Annotated in this window: 13 protein-coding genes; 10 read left to right on the forward strand and 3 right to left on the reverse strand. The window is 64.9% G+C overall.

Annotated features, from left to right (window positions below; genetic code table 11):
* Window positions 1-77: 77 nt before the first annotated feature.
* From FGM06_RS04525 to FGM06_RS04550, 6 genes are all read left to right on the forward strand, one after another.
* The gene (locus FGM06_RS04525) at window positions 78-1,652 is read left to right on the forward strand and encodes a hypothetical protein (protein WP_144797951.1); all 1,575 of its coding nucleotides are present in this window, start codon (window positions 78-80) and stop codon (window positions 1,650-1,652) included.
* A gap of 310 nt (window positions 1,653-1,962) precedes the next feature.
* A complete protein-coding gene (locus tag FGM06_RS04530; RefSeq protein ID WP_144797952.1) occupies window positions 1,963-5,187 on the forward strand; it encodes a hypothetical protein in 3,225 nt (1,074 codons plus the stop codon).
* A gap of 213 nt (window positions 5,188-5,400) precedes the next feature.
* Window positions 5,401-6,321 carry a polysaccharide deacetylase family protein gene (locus tag FGM06_RS04535; protein ID WP_144797953.1) on the forward strand — a complete coding sequence of 307 codons (921 nt, stop codon included), beginning with the start codon at window positions 5,401-5,403 and terminating at the stop codon, window positions 6,319-6,321.
* Window positions 6,322-6,593: 272 nt separating this feature from the next.
* Window positions 6,594-7,610, forward strand: a complete 1,017-nt coding sequence (locus FGM06_RS04540; protein WP_144797954.1) for a GNAT family N-acetyltransferase — start codon at window positions 6,594-6,596, stop codon at window positions 7,608-7,610.
* Window positions 7,611-9,140, forward strand: coding sequence for an alkaline phosphatase family protein (locus tag FGM06_RS04545; RefSeq protein ID WP_144797955.1), 1,530 nt, complete (start codon window positions 7,611-7,613; stop codon window positions 9,138-9,140).
* Window positions 9,137-10,345 carry a glycoside hydrolase family protein gene (locus FGM06_RS04550; protein ID WP_144797956.1) on the forward strand — a complete coding sequence of 403 codons (1,209 nt, stop codon included), beginning with the start codon at window positions 9,137-9,139 and terminating at the stop codon, window positions 10,343-10,345. The genes FGM06_RS04545 and FGM06_RS04550 overlap by 4 nt, the downstream gene beginning before the upstream one ends.
* 44 nt (window positions 10,346-10,389) lie before the next feature.
* Here FGM06_RS04550 and wecB read toward each other — a convergent pair whose 3' ends face one another.
* On the reverse strand, window positions 10,390-11,475 hold the full coding sequence (gene wecB / locus FGM06_RS04555; protein WP_144797957.1) for a non-hydrolyzing UDP-N-acetylglucosamine 2-epimerase: 1,086 nt from the start codon (window positions 11,473-11,475) through the stop codon (window positions 10,390-10,392).
* Window positions 11,476-11,909: 434 nt separating this feature from the next.
* Here wecB and FGM06_RS04560 point away from each other — a divergent pair, with 434 nt between their 5' ends.
* Entirely contained in the window at window positions 11,910-13,421 is a 1,512-nt protein-coding gene (locus FGM06_RS04560) for a lipopolysaccharide biosynthesis protein (protein WP_144797958.1), read from the forward strand.
* Window positions 13,422-13,595: 174 nt separating this feature from the next.
* A complete protein-coding gene (locus FGM06_RS04565; RefSeq protein WP_144797959.1) occupies window positions 13,596-14,684 on the forward strand; it encodes an FG-GAP repeat domain-containing protein in 1,089 nt (362 codons plus the stop codon).
* Window positions 14,685-14,726: 42 nt separating this feature from the next.
* Here the strand turns inward: FGM06_RS04565 and FGM06_RS04570 are convergent, their stop codons facing one another.
* Window positions 14,727-14,975 carry a hypothetical protein gene (locus tag FGM06_RS04570; RefSeq protein ID WP_144797960.1) on the reverse strand — a complete coding sequence of 83 codons (249 nt, stop codon included), beginning with the start codon at window positions 14,973-14,975 and terminating at the stop codon, window positions 14,727-14,729.
* Between the two features lie 284 nt (window positions 14,976-15,259).
* On the opposite strand from FGM06_RS04570, the gene FGM06_RS04575 reads away from it, so the two are divergent.
* On the forward strand, window positions 15,260-15,814 hold the full coding sequence (locus tag FGM06_RS04575; protein WP_144797961.1) for a metal-dependent hydrolase: 555 nt from the start codon (window positions 15,260-15,262) through the stop codon (window positions 15,812-15,814).
* 231 nt (window positions 15,815-16,045) lie between these two features.
* Window positions 16,046-17,461: a sulfatase gene (locus FGM06_RS04580; protein ID WP_186310964.1), complete on the forward strand. Its 1,416-nt coding sequence runs from the start codon at window positions 16,046-16,048 to the stop codon at window positions 17,459-17,461.
* 64 nt (window positions 17,462-17,525) lie between these two features.
* Here FGM06_RS04580 and FGM06_RS04585 read toward each other — a convergent pair whose 3' ends face one another.
* Window positions 17,526-18,506: a phosphoribosyltransferase family protein gene (locus FGM06_RS04585; protein ID WP_144797963.1), complete on the reverse strand. Its 981-nt coding sequence runs from the start codon at window positions 18,504-18,506 to the stop codon at window positions 17,526-17,528.
* Window positions 18,507-18,591 lie beyond the last annotated feature (85 nt).

The raw sequence follows: 18,591 nt of genomic DNA on the forward strand, positions 1-18,591 counted from the left end.
GAGACGGTCGCTGACGGACCGTCCGCCGTCCGGTAGGACAGACATAACAAAAGCCGCCGAGCGGTTGTCCCCTAGCAATGAAGCGACGGGCCCTCCTCGGATCCCTCGCGATCGGCTGTGGCGCTTCTCTCGCCGGCTGCGGCGGCCGAGACGACTCTATCGATACGTCGAGGGAGCCGTCGAGAGACCGGTCGGACGCGGAGCCGAGCGAGGAACAGACGGAATGGGAGACGCTGCGGGAGCGGTTCGGTTTCGAAGAGCGAGTGGACGCCGTCGACGACCTCGAATGGGACCCGAACGGGTTGTTCCCCATCGACGACTCCCTGGTCGAGAGTTTCGAACGGGACGTCCTCGTCGAGGTGCCGCCGGGAGAGTACAAGATCCTGGAGCCGATAGAGGGCGAGGGCGTGTCCAACTGGGGGGTCCGCGGAGTCGGCGAGGATCGAACGGACGTGCGGTTCACGACCAACGAGGGTTCTCGAGTGGATTTCAAGCTGCTGGCCGCGAGCGACGTGCTCCTCGAGAACTTCGCGTTCGACCAGGGCGACCGGTTCGACCGCTCGATGGGGATGACGTTCTTCGTCGAGGACAACCTCCGCATCCGCAACGTCGAAAAAGCCGGTGCGAATCCGACGGAGAACCCGACCGGCGTCAGCGCGCTCGCCTTGAACGTCACCGACCCGAACGGGTCCGCCGTCGTGGACACCCTCGTGCGAACGGGGCCGCAGGAGTTCCTCCCCTATCCGCGGAACGAACTCTGCGTCTTCTCCGGACGGAGCCACCGGGGGACGGTCACGTACCGAAACCTCGACATCCGCAACGCCGGAGAGAACGGGGTCTACGCGTCGAAGTGTCCCGGAGACGTCCACGTCGAAGGCGGATTCTACAAGAACAACCGAAACGACGGCGTCCGCATCTCCGGAGACGGGTCGTACATCAGCGGCGCGACCGTCGTCATCGACTCCGACGACTTCCACCCGCAGAACCGAGGCGTGGAAGGAAACATGCGCGGGATCCGGATGCAGTCCGGCAATAAGGGGCTGACCGGTGGCGTCATCGAGGACACCACCTTGGAGCTTCGCTCGACCTTCCGGACGCAGTCGTTGGTACACATCGCGCACAACCAGGGCGGGATGGTGCTGCGCGACTCCGAGCTGAAGAACTGGACGGACCACTTCTCGTTCCGGGCGATCGCACCCTCCGAGTACGTCGACGAACCGTGGGGCGTCACGTTGGAGAACGTCCGGATCGAGGAGCACGGGGGGTTCGGATCGGCGCTCAAGATAGACAGCCGACCGAACTCGGTCCTTCGAGACGTGACCGTCGAAACGCCCCGGGAGTTCGGTCTCCGTCACGGGATCACCGTCGTCGACAGCGAGGGGACCGTCTTCGAGGACGTGACGATCGATACGAACGGGATCCCGCTCAGGATCGAACGGCCGTCGATACCGGTCGACGACTACTCCGTCGAGTTCAGGGGCACCAACGAGTTCAACATGCGTCGAAACTTCGGTCTCGACGGGTCGCTCGACCTGCCGATCGGCGGAGACCGGACCGTGTTCCCGTTCCGAGACGCCGGCGAGGACGTGAGCGCGCTCCTCGTTACCGGGGTGGAGGACGACCGACTCAGTTTCCGCCAGGTGCGCGAGTAACCGAGGCGGGTCTGGCGCGCGCGGATCGCAGTCCGTTATTGTCGGCTTATTAAACTGAACGCCGAACTACCGCTCTCAGTTTATTTGATTTCTGTCTGACTTTTCCCCGGCCCCTGAGACGTTTTTCGACCCGTCTCAGACGTTAATTATCCATTAACAGCCCCAGAAACCGCTATTTCTGTACCTGCCAAAACATCCATACAACGATGAATATCATTCCAGTATTAATGAACTTCGGAGACATTCACGTAACTCTAAATATATAAGATAAGAAACAGTTATTAGTGGTAATTCCTGATTAACAGTCGCGATGGATTCGAAAGCACACCATAACGAGTGCAAAAATGAAACGGAGCAGCACACGGGCTGCTCGGAGAACGGGCTTCTCAATCGACGCAAGTACCTCAGTCTCAGCGCGGCGGCGGTCGGCGCCGTCGGGGTCGGCTCCGGCGCGACGGCCGCCGCTTCCTCGGGGGCCGCGGAACGCAACGGGATCACCTTCGATCGGGTCGTCAACGCGACCACCGACCTCGGAATCGACGACGGCGACCGAGTGGACAGCGCGCTCGGTGACGCGGCGAACGAGGACGGCACGCTCGTCCAGTTCCCGCCGGGGGAGTACCTCGTCCGGAGCTCGATGAGCGTCCGCGCGGACAACTTCGGGATCGAAAGCACGACCGGAAACCGCGAGGACGTCGTGTTCAAGCCCGTGTCCGGGACCGATCCCACGATGTTCCGTCCCAGGGACGATCCCTCGGGGTTCTACGTGGGGTCCGTCACGCTCGACCGCCGCGACGAGTGGGACAGCTCGCTGACGCTCATGCGGGGGAACTTCTCCGATAAGGTGTACGTAACCGACCTCCTCGTCAACGGGTGGGCGCCCGACGGCGGCGAACAGCTGCTCATCTTCAACATCGTCGACTCGAGCGGCTCCGCGCTCGTGGACGGCGTGACTCGTCGGGGACCGAGTCAGTTCCCCGCGTACCCGGGCACGACCATCACCATCTTCAACGGACGGGGAACCACGGGGGACATCACGTACCGGAACCTCGAGATCCACAACGCCACGGAGTCCGGACTCTACGCCGGGAAGGCCAGGGGGGCCACGCGCGTCGAAGACAGTTACTTCAAGAACTGCGCGCACTCGGCAGTCCGCGTGACGGGGAATGACTCCTGGGTCAAGAACACGACCGTCGTGATGGACATCGACGACCTCCACCCGGACGCGATGACGGTCGATCCGGAGGGGATCGAGCTGAACCGAGGGATCTGGACCCAGAGCAACGACGTCGAGCGCGGCGGACCGCTCATCGAGGACTGCGAGATCATCATCAACAACGCCGGCGACGGAATTGCCGGGATCCTCAACCACGGCGACACCGGTGGGATGGAGCTTCGCAACACCCGGATCGAGTGTAACCAAGACGACATCCGTCCGATCCTCATTCAAGACGAATCGACGAGCAAAGCGGGGAAACCGTACGAAGCGGTACTGGACGGCGTGTCGATCACGGGTCCGGGGAGCGGAAAGCCCGCTATCGAGGTCCAGGATCGCAACGGGACAACGATCAAGAACAGCTGTATCCAGATGCCGAACACCGACGGGATCAAGTTCGAGGGCACGTCTGACGCGACGATAGAGGACACGAACGTGAACGTCGGCGGGCGGGCGACGGTCTTCGAAAACGCGGACGTCACGACGACGAACCTCACGTCCAGCGACAGCTGTCCCGCCCCGCAGCCCGACTCCTGGCGGAACGGAGATTCGAGTTCGGACAACGACGGTTCAACGGACGACGGTTCGACCGACGGTACCAGCGGCGACGGGTCGGGAAACGAGGACACGACGACGGACCCCATGACGAGCGGGAACCGGATCGTGGTCGCACAGGTGCGCGAAGGCGAGGTCGTCAGATACGATCTGACCGCGAGCGGCGGACTCACCAGCGGCGAGTACGCCGGCGAGGAACCCGACGGCAACACGGTGTCCGGCCGCACCGGCAGCCTCCGCGGTGTCGACGACTTCTACCTCGACGGCTACGTCACCGCCTTCAGCGGTGGCAGCTTCGACTACGCGAACGTCTACTTCGCTGACGACGGCGTCGACGTCGACGTCGACAACTACGTCCTCCAGAACCCCGAGGACCTCCGCGAGGTCGACCCCGCCGTGCTCGGCGAAAACGTCCTCACCGTCGAATCCGACGGCGATCAGGCGACGGAGTTCGAGTTCACCGCGTCGGGCGACGTGGAACCCGGCGCGACCGGCGACGGCGCCACCGTCACCGACGGCACCGTCAACGGTTCGACGACCGACCTCGCCGCCTTCCACTTCACCGGCTCGGTTGACGACGTCGCCGTTACCGACCCCGAGACCGCGACCGTCACCGTCAACGGCACCGCCGTCGACGGCGCCGACCTCTCCACGATCGGAGACTCCGCGAGCGAATCCGACGCGGGCGAGAACCGGATCGTGGTCGCACAGGTGCGCGAAGGCGAGGTCGTCAGATACGATCTGACCGCGAGCGGCGGACTCACCAGCGGCGAGTATGCCGGCGAGGAACCCAACGGCAACACAGTAAGTGGTCGCGTCGGCAGCCTCCGCGGTGTCGACGACTTCTACCTCGACGGCTACGTCACCGCCTTCAGCGGTGGCAGCTTCGACTACGCGAACGTCTACTTCGCTGACGACGGCGTCGACGTCGACGTCGACAACTACGTCCTCCAGAACCCCGAGGACCTCCGCGAGGTCGACCCCGCCGTGCTCGGCGAAAACGTCCTCACCGTCGAATCCGATGACGGCCGGGCCAGCGGGTTCGAGTTCACCGCGTCGGGCGACGTGGAACCCGGCGCGACCGGCGACGGCGCCACCGTCACCGACGGCACCGTCAACGGTTCGACGACCGACCTCGCCGCCTTCCACTTCACCGGCTCGGTCGACGACGTCGCCGTCACCGACCCCGAGACCGTCACCGTCACCGTCAACGGCACCGTCGTCGACGACCTCTCCACAATCGGAGGCGAGGAGCTTCCCCACACGCTCAGCCTCGTCGGCACCGGTAGCGCCACGAGCTACCGCTTCACCGTGTCGGGGGAGATCGAGGCAGAGAGCAGCCCGAACGACGACATCGCCGACAACATCTCCAGCTCGAGCGCCGAGGGGGCGATCGAGACCGGGACGCACGTGTACGACTTCTCCGGCGAACTGACCGACCTCACGGTCACGGGAGACGTCGAGGTGTACCTCGACGGCGAGCCGATCGACGGCGATTCCTCGGACCGTCACCTCATCGTCTTCGACGGGTCGAACGACGACGAGGTCAGCTCGTACAAGTTCGCCGTGTCGGGTTCGGTCGAGTCGAGCCCGGAACACACGGTCGCGGCGGACGGCGAGTGGGACGCGCTCGAATCGAAGATCGAGACCGACTCTGCCGTGGGGCTCGTTCACAAGGGGAAGGACGCGTACTGGTTCTCCGGCTACATCGAGGAGCTCGAACTCCGCGGGTCGGCCGTCGCGACGTTCGAGACCGTCGAGTAAGCGTCGCATCCGCCGGAGGCGGTCGCTCTTCGCCACACCGCGGTGGAATCGGTCGCCCGCGCCCGACGAACTAATTCCCGCCGGCGATCTCGGCGGGGCGTTTAGACGCCGTTTATTTTTCTCAACCCGAGGAGATGTGAGCGCGTAACTATGTTCGAAGAGAAGCAATCGCGAAATGAACGTCGCTTCCAGTGACGCTGCGTTCGAACACTCATGTATCGTGATTCCGACGACGTCGATCGGTCGCAGAACGGGGTTCCGGAGGGGTACGAGTTCGCGCTCTGTCTGACTCACGACGTCGACAGACCGTACAAGACGTATCAGGGGTTGTTTTACGCGCTCACCGAGGAGCCGCTGTACCACCTCTCCTCGCTGCGACCGGGGGTCAATCCGTACTGGCAGTTCGAGGAGATCGCCGAAATCGAATCGGATCTCGGCGTGCGCTCGGCCTTCTACGTGCTGAACGAGCCGAACCTGTTCAAGAACCGGGAGCCGGGGGAGTGGCTCCGTCCGGAGAGCCTCCTCGAACACGCCGGGAGATACGATCCGACCGACGACGCCATCGCGTCCGTCCTCCGACGGCTCGACGAGAACGGATGGGAGGTCGGGCTCCACGGCTCGTTTCACTCCGCGACCGACCGAGAACGGCTCGCCGAGGAGAAGCGAGTGCTGGAGTCGGTCCTCGGACACGAGGTGCGCGGCGGACGGCAACACCACCTCAAACTCGGCGACGAAACGTGGGAGTACCACCGCGATCTCGGCCTGGAGTACGACGCGAGTCTCGGGTCGAGCTCGTCCGTCGGCTTCGTTCACGGGTACGACCCCGTCCGACCGTTCGACGACGAGTTCGTCGTCTTCCCGCTCACCGCCATGGAGGTCGCGCTGCCGGATCCCGGCGAGGACTTCGAGTCCGCCTGGGCCGCCTGCGAGGACCTGATCGACGAGGCCGTCGCCAACGACGCGGTGATGACCGTGCTGTGGCATCCACGGTACTTCAACGAGCGTGAGTTCCCGGGGTACCGACGGCTCTACCGGCGGCTCGTCGAACACGCGCTAGAGCGAGGGGGGTGGGTCGGTCCGCCGGGCGATCTGCTGGACCGGGAGACGCGGGAATCGCTCCCGAAGCCGGCATAGATTTCGGACGGACGGGCGCTACACGTCGAGGCCGTACGTGGTGCAGAGAGAATCCGCCGATACGACTGGGTTTTCCTCGGTGTTAGCCGCACGCTGAACGGGGTGTTCGACCGTCGTCGCGTCCGCCTCGTGCGATCGTCTTGCGGACCGAACGCCGCGTCAGCGGTATCCGGCGTATAACGATATGGAGACCGTTCGCTGTATAATTCACCTGATACACAGATGTGCGCCGAGACGAACAACCGAGGAGTCGGAACGCGCCGTACGCCCGTATGAGTGTCACGGTCGAACCGGTCCGTACGGAGTCGATCGACGGCCTTGACGGGACGTGGAACGACCATGTCCGGCGCTCTCCGATGGGGACGCTCTTTCACCGTTGGGAAGTGCTCGACATCGTCGCGGAACACACCGACGCGAAGCTGCACCGACTGGTGGGTTCGAAGGGCGACGAAGTCATCGGCCTCTTTCCGCTGTTCGAGATGCGGAAGGGCCCATTCAGCGTCCTCTTTTCTCCACCACCGGGGATGGCGATTCCGAACCTCGGACCGATACTCGCCAACTACGAGAAGATGAAACAACACTCGTTCGAGCACATGCACAGCGGATTCGTCGAGGAGGTGATGGAGTGGGCCGAGTCGGTCATCGATCCCAAGTTCGTTCGGTTCGAGACCGTTCCCGAGTACGAGGACGCCCGTCCGTACGCCTGGCGGGAGTTCGACGTTCGGCCGCGGTACACCTACCACCTCCCTATCGGCGATACTCGAACGGAGATACTCCAGCGGTTCAAGCGGAGCCGGAGAAAGGACATCCTCCGGCACGTCGACGCGGACTACGAGGTATTCGAGTCCGATCAAGAGGGTATCGAGTTCGTCCTCAAGAAGATCGCAGAGCGATACGAGGCCCAGGGGAAGACGTTCGACGTCGACGTCGACTACGTGCTGACGATGTACGAACGGCTTCCCGACGGCGTCGTCAGATCTTACGTCGCCGCTGTCGACGGCGAGTGGAAGACGGGCGTCGTAACGCTCGAGCACGACGGCGTCGTCCAGTGGTGGTTCGGTGCCGGGAAGCCGGACAGCGACCTACCCCTGACCGACCTCGTTCACCTCTGGATACTCCACGACGCGTCCGAACGGGGCGTCAAAACCTGCGATCTCGTCGGCGCGAACACGGAGCGGATCACGGACTTCAAATCGAAGTACAACCCCGATCTCGTGTCTTACTACGCTGTCGAGCGAGGGACACGACTCATGAACGTAGTCGCGGACATATACAAAAAGTTTCAATAAATGACAAAATTGCTCTCACTCGGACTCGACGGCGCCGCGTGGCACAAACTCGACCGGATGATGGCCGACGGGAAGCTCCCGAACCTCGAACGGATGGTCGAGGACGGGACGAGGGCGCCGCTCGAAACCGTGCTTCCCCCGGTGACCTGTCCGGCGTGGCGCTGCTCCACGTCCGGAAAGAACCCCGGACAGGTCGGGGTGTTCTGGTGGCTCAACCTGGACCGACCGACCGGTCGGATCACCTCGCCGACCGCCGACTCGTTCGACACGGCCGACGTCTGGGACTACCTCTCCGAGGAGGGGAGGCGCTGCGCGGTGTTGAACGTCCCGATGACGTACCCTCCGTCGGAGCTCGACGGCGTCATGGTGTCGGGGTTCGGCGCGCCGTTCGAGATCGACCTCGACGCGGATTCGATAACGCACCCGCCGGAGCTGCAGGACCGGTTAGAGGAGGAGTACGACTGGCAGGTCGGCATCGACGACGTGAACGACCCCGGCGGCGTCGAGGAGGCGCTCGACCTGATCCGATCGCGGTTCGAGCTGCTGCTCGACACCCTCGAAGACGGGGAGTTCGACTACGTCCACCTCACCGTGTTCTACATCAACGTCCTCCAACACCACTTCGGCGACGGGCCGGAGACGGAGCGCGGGTGGGAACTCATCGACGAGTACCTCGGGAAGCTCCCGGACGACCTGACGAAGGTCGTCTACTCCGATCACGGCCACTCGCACATAGAGCGGACGTTCGTCATCAACAAGTACCTCATCGACAACGGGTACCTCTCGATCGAGAGCCAGGCCGGCGACGAGGTGACCGGCGGCATCTACACCGCGCTCAAGCGGGTCGGGATCTCGCCGCGGACGGCGGGCGCGCTCGCCCGGCGAGTGCTTCCCGAGGGGCTCTACGAGCGGCTCGTCCAGTCTGGATACCCGATACCCACCTTCGAGCTTGCGAACCGAGTGAACTGGGAGGAGTCCGACGCCGTGGCGCTGAGTCAGGGACCGATATACGTCAACCGCGACCGGCTCGGCGACGATTACGAGCGGTTCAGAGACGATCTGAAGGCGGAGCTGGAGTCGGTGTCTATCGAGGGGGAATCCCCCTTCGACTCGGTCGCGTACGCGGAGGACGTGTACAGCGGAGATCACCTGGACGAGGCGCCCGACCTGCTGCTCGTCGCGGCCGACGAGTGGGAGGTGTACGGCGGCGTCACTCCCTCCGTGATCGAGCGGCAGGCCACCTCGTGGACGTCCGGCAACCACCCGATCGGGGTGCTCCTCGTCCACGGCGCCGACGTGACCGCCGGAGAACTTCAGACGCGGTCGATACTCGATATCGCGCCGACGGTGCTCCGATACCTCGACGCGCCGGTCCCGACCGACATGAACGGCGAATCGTTCGGCGAACCCTTCCGCGACGGGCTCCCGGAACGCCGGACGAGGGAGCCGATCGCGGGGGGAGCGGGGCGGGACGCCGTGCAGGACGAGGAGCTCGAAAGCCGCCTCGAAGACCTCGGTTACCTCGAATGAGCCGCAACGTTCCCGCCCTCCCGAAAGCCGGCGGCGACCGGTCGAAGACCGACGCCGACCCGTGGGCGAGACATCATCTCGTCGCGGCGCTCGATTACGCCCGCGAGCGGGAGTACCGCGGCTGGGACCTCTACGACGGCGAGAGCAGCCGCGTTCTCAGGGCCATGCCGATGAACAACAAGTGGGTGAACCTCGTCTTCCAACAGACCGTCCGCCGGTCACCGGTGAACATTCGCCCGCTCCTCCTCGTCGAACAGCGCCGGAACTTCATGGGGATCGCGCTGTTCGCCGTCGCGAACCTTCGGGCGTACGAGCTGACCGGTCAAGAGCGGTTCCGCGAGGACGCCCGCGAGCTCGTCGACTGGCTCATCGAGAACCAGAGCGAGGGGTATCACGGCTTCTGCGGCGGGCACAAACACCCGCTACAGAGGCTCTCGAAGCGGAAGTACCCGAACGATCCGGGGATCGTCGGAACGACGTACGCGGTGAAGGCGCTGCTGGCCGCCGGGGAGTACATCGACCCGTCGTACCGCGACGTGGCGCTCACCGCCGCCGACTTCGTCTTCGAGGACCTCGAATACTCGAGCCACCCCGCCGGCGCGCGGATCAAGTACAACCCCGTCGACAACGGCGATCACTACACGCTGAACGCGAACGCGCTCGGGGCGCGGCTGCTGATGAATCTCTACGACGTGGCCGGCGAGCCGCGGTTCCGAGAGGGCGCCCGGAACATACTCGACTACGTGGCGGCCCAGCAGACGGAGGAGGGCGGCTGGATGTACCGCGATCCGCCGGAGAGCTCTCACCTCTCGCTCGACAACTTCCACAACGGGTTCGTCATCGAGTCGCTCCTCAGGTTCCAAGAGATCAGCGGGACCACCCGGTACGCGGAGACGCTCTCCGACGCCGTGCGGTTCTACCGCGGGCTGTTCACAGACGACGGCGCGCCGTGGTTCGACGAGTCGAACGAGTACCCGCGCGACGTCCACTCGTCGGCGCAGGGCGCCGTCGTGTTCACCATGCTCGGCGACAGGGAGTTCGCCCGGCGACTGATCGAGTGGGCCGTGAGGAACCTCTCGAACCAGAAGGGGGCGTTCTACCACGAACAGCACAGGCACTACACGAAACGAACCACGTTCATGCGGTGGTGCCAGGCGTGGATGGCGCACGGCATCTCGCGCTACCTCACGTCCGCGCTGGAGTGACTCGTCGGAGCCGGAAAAAAAGACCGGCGACGCCGGCGGACCGCCTAAGGGCGCGTCCGGAGACGCCCGACGACCTCGTCGACGACCCGCTCCGCCGCTCGCCCGTCGCCGTACAGCGAGGGCTTCTCCGAGAGGTCGTCGGTCCGACGGAGCGCCGCCCGGATCGCCTCCGCGTCCGCCCCGACGAGCTCGTTCCAACCGGCCTCGACGGTCTCGACCCACTCCGTCTCGTCGCGGAGCGTCACGCACCGGGTGTCGAGGTAGAACGCCTCCTTCTGCACGCCGCCGGAGTCGGTCGCCACGCGTTCCGCCCCGTCGAGGAGCCCGACGAACTCCAGGTAGCCGACCGGCTCGATCACGTCCAACTCCCCCGTCGCCCGCTCCCAGAGGTCGTGTCGCTTGAGCGCGTCCTCGGTCCGGGGATGGAGGGGAACGACGACCGGACGCGGCGACGACGCCAACCCCTCCACGACCGACGCCAGCCGCGTCGGGTCGTCCGTGTTCGCCTGCCGGTGAACCGTCGCGAGGGCGTACTCGCCGTCGCCGTACCCGAGGTCGTCGAGGACCGAAGCTGCCGGCGGCGCGCGATCGCGGACCCGGGTGATCGCGTCGTACATCACGTCTCCGGTGACGGCGACGCCGTCGGTGATCCCCTCCGCTGCCAGCGTCTCGGCCGCCCGAGCGGACGGGACGAACAGCAGGTCGGAACACCGGTCGGTGAGGACGCGGTTCACCTCCTCGGGCATCGCCCAGTTGTCGCTCCGCAGGCCCGCCTCGACGTGGGCCACCGGAACGTTCCGCTTCGCCGCGACCAGGGCCCCGGCCAGCGTCGAGTTCGTGTCGCCGTAGACGAGGAGGAGGTCCGGCCGCTCCGTCTCGACCACCTCGTCGATCCGGCGGAGCATCTCGGCCGTCTGGGTCGCGTGGTTCGCGGAGCCGACGCCGAGGTTGTAGTCGGGTTCGGGGATGTCGAGCTCCTCGAAGAACACGTCTGACATGCCGAAGTCGTAGTGTTGACCCGTGTGAACGAGCACCTCGGAGAGACGCTCGCGGAGGAGCCTCGAGACCGGGAACGCCTTGATGAACTGCGGACGAGCGCCGACGACCGAGAGGACGGTCGCGCCGCTCATCGCTCGATCCGCCTCGAAGCGCGCCGACCGACGCCGGTGAGGGCCGCGTCGACACCGGAAGTCCCCGAACCGACGCGGACGGCGGCCGTTCGGCGCCGAATCGATCGAACGGTCGACGTGACGCCGCGTTCGTTTCGCATTACCCGAGCGGTCGGCTAGCGGGCGGATAGTTCATCGGCTCTTAACCGACGCCGGCGGGCTTCGGCCGGAGGCCGTGGAGAGTCCCGGCCGGCAGTCCGGACGGCCCAACGCTCGGTGTCGGGGGAAAGCGTCCGATCGAGGATCGGGGTTGAGGGATCCTTATCGCCGCATCGCCGTTAGGAAAGCCATTACATTGTGCCGATGACCGTTCAATACGGTCCGATGAGACAGACGCGTCTATCAAATAATATACTATTATCGGCCGGGACGGCTCCTGTCTTCGAACGTCACCGATGAGTCCGCTCGACCGACTGCTCGCGCTGATCAGGCGGATGAAGCCGGGCGGCGGAACCGCCGAACGCACCGTTAAGAGCGCGGCCTGGCTGATGAGTCAGAACGTCGTCGGCCGAGCGCTCCAGCTGGGACTGCTCGCGGTTCTCGCTCGGCTCGTCGGCCCGGCCGAACTCGGGCTCGTGGGGATCGCGATGCTGACGCTGAGCGCGACTCAGAACTTCACCACCATCGGACTGAACAAGGCGCTGATCCAGAAGGCGGAGGAGAACGTCGACAGCCACCTCAACACGACGTGGATGCTGGAGATCGGGAGGGGGATCCTCATCGCCGCGATCCTCTTCGCGATCGCCCCCTTCGTCGGCGGGTGGTTCTTCGAAGAGCCGCGAGCGGTGCGGCTGATACAGGCCATCGGTCTCTCGCCGCTCCTCCTCGGGTTCCGGAACCCCGGTATCGTCTACTTCCAGAAGAACCTCGACTTCCACAAGCAGTTCGCCTACAAGATCGGTGGAGACACCGCTCAGTTCGTCGCGGGCGTCGGGTACGCGTTGATCGAGCCGACCGCGTGGGCGTTCGTGGTCGGGTTCCTCGCGGCCGACGTCACCAAACTCGTCGTCTCGTACGCGATGCACGACTACCGTCCGTTCCCGTCGTTCGACCTCGACGTCGCCAAGGAACTCGTCGACTACGGGAAGTGGCTCACGGGATCGTCGATACTGTACTTTCTGTACAGCCAGGGCGACGACGCCTTCGTCGGCTGGCTCCTGACCCCCACGGCGCTGGCGTACTACCAGTACACCTACCGGTTCTCGAACGCCCCGGCGACGGAGCTGTCGCAGGTGCTCACGAGCGTGATGTTCCCCGCCTACTCGAAGCTGCAGTCGGACGCGGAGGAGCTTCGGAGCGCGTTCTCCAAGACGCTCCGGTTCACCGCGCTCGTCTCGTTCCCAGCGGCGATCGGTATCGCCGCGATAGCGCCCGATTTCGTCATGACGGTGTTCGGCGAGGACTGGATGCCCGCGGTTCCGGCCATGCAGGTCCTCGCGTTCTACGGGCTCATGCGCGCGCTCGCCAAGACGGTCGGACCGGTCTGGCACGCCCTCGGCCGTCCGGACCTCATCACGAAGCTGTCCGCGCTCCGCGTCGCGCTGATCGCCGTCTTCATCTACCCGATGACCAACGCGTTCGGCATCGTGGGAACGGCCCTCACGGTCACGGGGATATTCGTCTTCCCGATGCTCCCGCTCGACATGTACATCATGTCAGACATGATTGACATGCCGATGCGCGAGATATACTACGAGTTCGTCTACCCCCTGGTCGCGAGCGTTCCGATGGGAGTCGCCGTCTGGTATCTCGCAGGGGTCTCGCCGTTCGGCTCCCTCGTGAACCTCGTCCTCCTCATTCCCACCGGGGCCGTCATTTACGGCGCGCTGGTGCTGGCGCTCGAGTTCGCGACCAAGTGGACGGTCACCGACAACTTCGAGATGATCTTCCGCAAACTGGCGTCGTAGCCGCCCGCAAACGTCGGTAAGGTGGTGTGGAACGCACGCCGGAACCGACCGTGAACCATTAACAACTGCGTTACAATACCCGCACCGACGCACCGGTCGGGTATGTCACTGCAGGACGAGCGACGGTTACGGCTCGAACACGAGTGTATCGACGACAGTCCGCCGACCGCTCGAATGAGTTTCTGTCTCACTTCCGACCTCACGGGAAACGGTCGCCCAGACGTCATCGTCGGTGCGGTCGGGAGGAAAGCCCCCGTCACCATTCCGATAATCGACAAACGAATCTTCCTCGGGAAGCTCGTCGGCACCCGCGAGATCATCAACCGACTCGAGTGGAACGTCTTCTGGTACGAGAACCCCGGCTGGGAGCGACACGAGGTCGCGAAGTCGCCGGAGCTGTCGGTCGGCGCCGCGCTCGGCGACGTCGACGGCGACGGCCGCGTCGAGCTCGTCACCGGGCAGAACCTCAACGAACACGAGCTCTACTGGTTCGAACAGGGGGCGGACCCGCGCAGTCGGTGGACGCGCCGGCTCATCACCGACGACTTCGAGAAGTACCACGACGTGGCCGTCGCCGACGTGGACGACGACGGAGAGCTCGAGGTGCTCGCGCTCTCACAGGAGAGCGAGACCGTCTTCTACTACGACGTTCCCGACGATCCGACCTTGGAGCCGTGGCCCGTCACCAACCGCCACCTCGTCGCCGAGAACCTGGACGTCGAGGGCGTGCAGGTCCTCGACATCGACGGCGACGGACGCACGGAGATCGTCGCCGGTACGAACGTGTTCCACCGGCGCGACGACGGCACGTGGGACCGCGAGGTCGTCGCCGAGGGGTGGGAGTGGACCCGGATCGTCGCCGCCGACGTCGACGGCGACGGCGAGAAGGAGCTCGTCGTGACGGAGGGAGACCTCCCGTATCAGGGCGACCGCCGCGCGCGACTCGGGGTCTTCGACCCGCCGGACTGGGAGCTGACGGTACTGCACGACGACATGTCGAACCCGCACTCGCTCCAAGTGGCGGACCTGAACGAAGACGGCGACCTCGACATCTTCGTCGCCGAAATGGGGTTAGAGGAGGGACACGAGCCGAGGCAGTTCGTCTTCTGGAACCGAGGCGACGGAACGTTCGACTCGGAGGTGGTCGCGAGCGGCGTGCCGACGCACGAGGCGAAACTGGTCGACCTCGACGGCGACGGACGGCTCGACGTCGTCGGCAAGGGGTACGCGCACCGCACCGTCGACGTGTGGCACCAGGCCTGAGCACCGATCTCGTCGCGTTCTCTCCCCGCCTCGCCTCCGCCGCTACTCCTCGCCGCCGGGCGTCGACTCGGGATCGGCGAACTCCTCGGGATCCGGGATCGAGAGGACGTCCTCTCGCGTTCCCATGTATCGCCCGCGAGAGACGCTCTCCTCGAACGCGTCGACGCTCTCGTACTCGCGAACCGTGAGGACGTGGCCACCCTCGACGTGGAACACGATCTCCGTGGACCCGTTCGGGAGGGCGTACTCGTCTCCTTTCGCCGGGGCTTCGGACTCCGGATCGCTACTCATACGCGTCCATGGCGGGCCGGGCATTTGAGTAGTCGCCTCGGATTCGCCGGGAGCGGGGTGCGAAAGAGGTGGCCGTCTGCGCGGTTCGACACTCTCCGAGGCGACGGTGCTGCCGTGCACCCTCACCCGAGCAATCGGGCTGCATAGTTATATCGGCGTTATCACATAAATATCGGAGCGATCTCGTTTTCGAACCGTTCGAATCAGTTATACGGTGTTTAACCACCCTCATCACCAGTTTCAAAACCGACAAATAAATACGACGGAGGGTCCGATAAGGAGTCGTGTGGCCCTGGGGACACCTCGCGTTCGCGTACCTGCTTCACTCGTCGGTCGTGCACCTCTGGTATCGCCGACGTCCGGCGTGGCCCGGCGTCGCACTCGTGGCGCTCGGCTCGCAGGTGCCGGACCTCATCGACAAGCCGCTCGCGTGGACGCTTAACATCCTCCCGAGCGGTCGATCGCTCGGCCACTCGGTCCTCGTCGGCACGCTCATCGTCGTCGCCGCGGTCGCGCTCTGCAGGCGATACGATCTGCGGGGGTGGCCGTTCGCCCTCGGCTACTACTCGCATCTCCTCGGCGATTCGATCCGGCCTCTGATCGACGGCCGGTTCCACGACCTCGCGTTCCTCCTGTGGCCGTTCTTCGAGGTGGAGACTGGGTCCGGGCCGTCGATCGGGATCGTTCAGTACCTGCTGAACGCGCAGCTCGAGGGGACGGTGTTGGTCGACCTCGGCCTGGCGAGCGCCGTCTTCGTCTGGTGGCTCGTCGACGGCGCGCCCGGCGTCAGACCCGTGTGGCAGGTGCTTCGCCGGCGATCCGTCACCGCGGGGAAGTAGCCCCGACCCGTTCGCCGCGCACGGGCCGCCGACGGTCGAGAACGAGCGGCGCTGCGGACACGCACCAGTCGGGGCCGATCTGAGATCCCGCGAGTCCGTTCGAATCGCGGGACGGCCGCGGATTTCGTCCAACGAACGAGCGGACATCGACCGGTTCGGTGAAGGAGGCGCTGCGGGGTATCCAGCGTTATTCTGTGGATAGTTATGCCGCTGTTCGAGCGAGTACACCTCATGAGTGCAGATCGGGTTAACGTCGTCTGGATAACCCTCGAGAGCGTCAGAGCGGCGAACTCGTCGGTATGTGGGTACGACCGCGAGACGACCCCGAACCTTGAGCGGATCGCGTCAGAGCCCGATGGGACAGCGTTTCAGCACTGCTTCTCGCAGTCGATGTGGACACCGGCGTCGAGCGCCTCCATCCTCACGGGGACGTATCTGTTCGAACACCGAGTCGGGTACGACGGGAAGGCGAAGGAGCCGCTCCCGCCGGAGATAGCCACCCTTCCCGAACTGCTACGAGATCGGGGGTACCAGACCGCGTGTTTCACGCCGAACGCCTATCTCAGCGAGGCGACGGGGCTCGATCGGGGGTTTGAGAGATATCACCACGCCTTGCTCCGTCGCGCGTTTCACGAACCGGAAACGCGGACGGCGGCGTTAAAGTACCTCTTGCGCGCCTGGGAGTACGGCCCCGGATTCTCGCTCAACGTGCGGCGGCACAACCAGACGTACATCATGCGCGAGGTCCTGAAGGGATGGCTCGACGAGTTCGCGGCCGACGACGACCCCTTCTTCCTCTACACGCACTGTCCGAACCCGCACCTCCCGTACGCGCCGCCGCGGAAGTGGATCGATCGGTTCACCGACGAGATCGATTTCTCGACGAGCGAGGCGCTGGAGCTGTCGCTGGAGACGTACGCGAGCCGGGACCGGATGATCCAGCGCATCGTCGACGGGTGCCCCTTCTCCGAGGACGAGTGGGAGGCGCTCGAAGCGATGTACGACGCCGAGATAGCGTACGCGGACGAGTTCGTCGGGGCGCTGTACGATCACGTACAAGAGCTGACCGACGGTGAGACCGTCTTCGTCGTCACCGGCGACCACGGCGACCTGTTCGGCGAGCAGGGCGTGCTCGGCCACAACCTCGTCCTCGACGACCATTTGACGAACGTGCCGATGGTCGTCTCCGGGATCGGGGGACTGGAGCACGCGCGAGACAAGGTCGTCCAGCACATCGACGTCACGCGGACCCTCGCGGAGCGGCTCGGGGTCTCTCACGACCAGTTCAGCGGTGTCGATCTACGAGACGCCACCCCCGACGGCGCGATCAGCCAGCGGGGGATCCCGCACTTCGACGAGTACCTGGAGGCAGACCCGGAGTTCGACACCTCCCGGTACCACGAGACGCCGATGACGGCGTTCCGCACGGACGAGTTCAAATACGTGAAGGGGTCCGAGAAGGCGGAGCTGTTCAGACTTCCGGACGAGGAGACGGAGGTGGGCGACGAGTATCCGGCGGTCCGCGACGAGCTCGACGAGCGCCTAGAGGCACGGCTTCTGGACATGACCACGCCGGAAGCGGGGGAAGCCGAGGCGACGTACTCCGCCGCGATGGAACAGCAGCTCACCGACCTCGGCTATCTCTGAGAGCGGCGAGCCGCCCTTCGACCGAAGTGCGTGGAGCGAGACGGTGCCGTCGAGGAATCTCGCCCTACGGAAGCAGCTTCGAGACCAAGTGGTAGCCGCGATAGTAGAGGAACTTACCGGCACTCACCGGGAACGCCACCGGGTCCTCTTTGAACTTCGAAACGGCTCTCTCGGCCGTTCGGTACGTGCGTTTCGCGTGACCGGGTCGGACCATCTCCTGAGTCTCGTAACAGAACACCGGCTTGCCGGTCCGCCGGCTGATCGCAGCGGCCTGCCGGGGGTCGCTCTCGATGAAGAGCGGCGCGTCGGTCGAGTCGTACGCGTCCGCCTTGTGCCGCGCGTGGTTTCCCCGCTCCTGCCTGGCTCGTTTGCTCGGCAGGTCCATCATCACGAGCGAGTCGTACCGGATCCCGTGTTCGTCCAACCAGCGCTCGGTTTCGGGCCGGTACTGTTCCAGTCTGCTCGTGACGAGGTGTCCGATCCGTTGGTTCGGGACGACGTTCGGCTCGACGTCGGCGAGGAACTCGCGATACCGTTCCCCGTCGTCGTTCTCCTCGGGAGTCGGGTCTCGACAGAGCACGCCGTCGATATCCACGCACGAGTACTGCAACATCGGATGATGCATCACGTTCCACTCGAAGACGCGAGGGGTGGGAACGACCTCGACCCAGTGATCGACGTACTCGTGTCCCCACGGAGAGACGTAGATGGCGCCGTACGAGACGTCGAACGGGAAATCGTGCGCTTCGAGTCGCTCCCGCGTTTCCGTCATCTGTCCGCCCGATCTCACGGAGTCGTCCACGACGAGCACGGAGTCGACGTCGCGGATCGTACGGTCCCCATCGTACCGGTCTCCCGTGTCAATGAGATCGCCCTCACAGAGCCCGTCGACGTCCGTCATCGGAACGTCGAGGTAGAGACACAACAGGTTCGCAACCAGCAGACCGCTTCTCGGGATTCCGACGATCAGGTCGGCGTCGGTCGCGCTCGCGCGCGCGAGCCGACGCGTGTCGGCATTGAGGTCCGCGACGCTCCTGTAGTTCATATCGCTCCAACGACGTGCAGACGGCAAAGTTATGGAAGGCCTACGGAAACGCGGCACGCCCTCTCGTTCGGTGACGAGGTCGGTC

Source organism: Halorubrum depositum (genome assembly GCF_007671725.1).
GTDB classification, from domain to species: domain Archaea; phylum Halobacteriota; class Halobacteria; order Halobacteriales; family Haloferacaceae; genus Halorubrum; species Halorubrum depositum.

Coding starts and splice junctions, on each gene's coding strand:
- FGM06_RS04525 (WP_144797951.1), top strand. CDS start 78: ATGAAGCGACGGGCCCTCCTCGGATCCCTCGCGATCGGCTGTGGCGCT.
- FGM06_RS04530 (WP_144797952.1), top strand. CDS start 1,963: ATGGATTCGAAAGCACACCATAACGAGTGCAAAAATGAAACGGAGCAG.
- FGM06_RS04535 (WP_144797953.1), top strand. CDS start 5,401: ATGTATCGTGATTCCGACGACGTCGATCGGTCGCAGAACGGGGTTCCG.
- FGM06_RS04540 (WP_144797954.1), top strand. CDS start 6,594: ATGAGTGTCACGGTCGAACCGGTCCGTACGGAGTCGATCGACGGCCTT.
- FGM06_RS04545 (WP_144797955.1), top strand. CDS start 7,611: ATGACAAAATTGCTCTCACTCGGACTCGACGGCGCCGCGTGGCACAAA.
- FGM06_RS04550 (WP_144797956.1), top strand. CDS start 9,137: ATGAGCCGCAACGTTCCCGCCCTCCCGAAAGCCGGCGGCGACCGGTCG.
- wecB (WP_144797957.1), bottom strand. CDS start 11,475: ATGAGCGGCGCGACCGTCCTCTCGGTCGTCGGCGCTCGTCCGCAGTTC.
- FGM06_RS04560 (WP_144797958.1), top strand. CDS start 11,910: ATGAGTCCGCTCGACCGACTGCTCGCGCTGATCAGGCGGATGAAGCCG.
- FGM06_RS04565 (WP_144797959.1), top strand. CDS start 13,596: ATGAGTTTCTGTCTCACTTCCGACCTCACGGGAAACGGTCGCCCAGAC.
- FGM06_RS04570 (WP_144797960.1), bottom strand. CDS start 14,975: ATGAGTAGCGATCCGGAGTCCGAAGCCCCGGCGAAAGGAGACGAGTAC.
- FGM06_RS04580 (WP_186310964.1), top strand. CDS start 16,046: ATGAGTGCAGATCGGGTTAACGTCGTCTGGATAACCCTCGAGAGCGTC.
- FGM06_RS04585 (WP_144797963.1), bottom strand. CDS start 18,506: ATGAACTACAGGAGCGTCGCGGACCTCAATGCCGACACGCGTCGGCTC.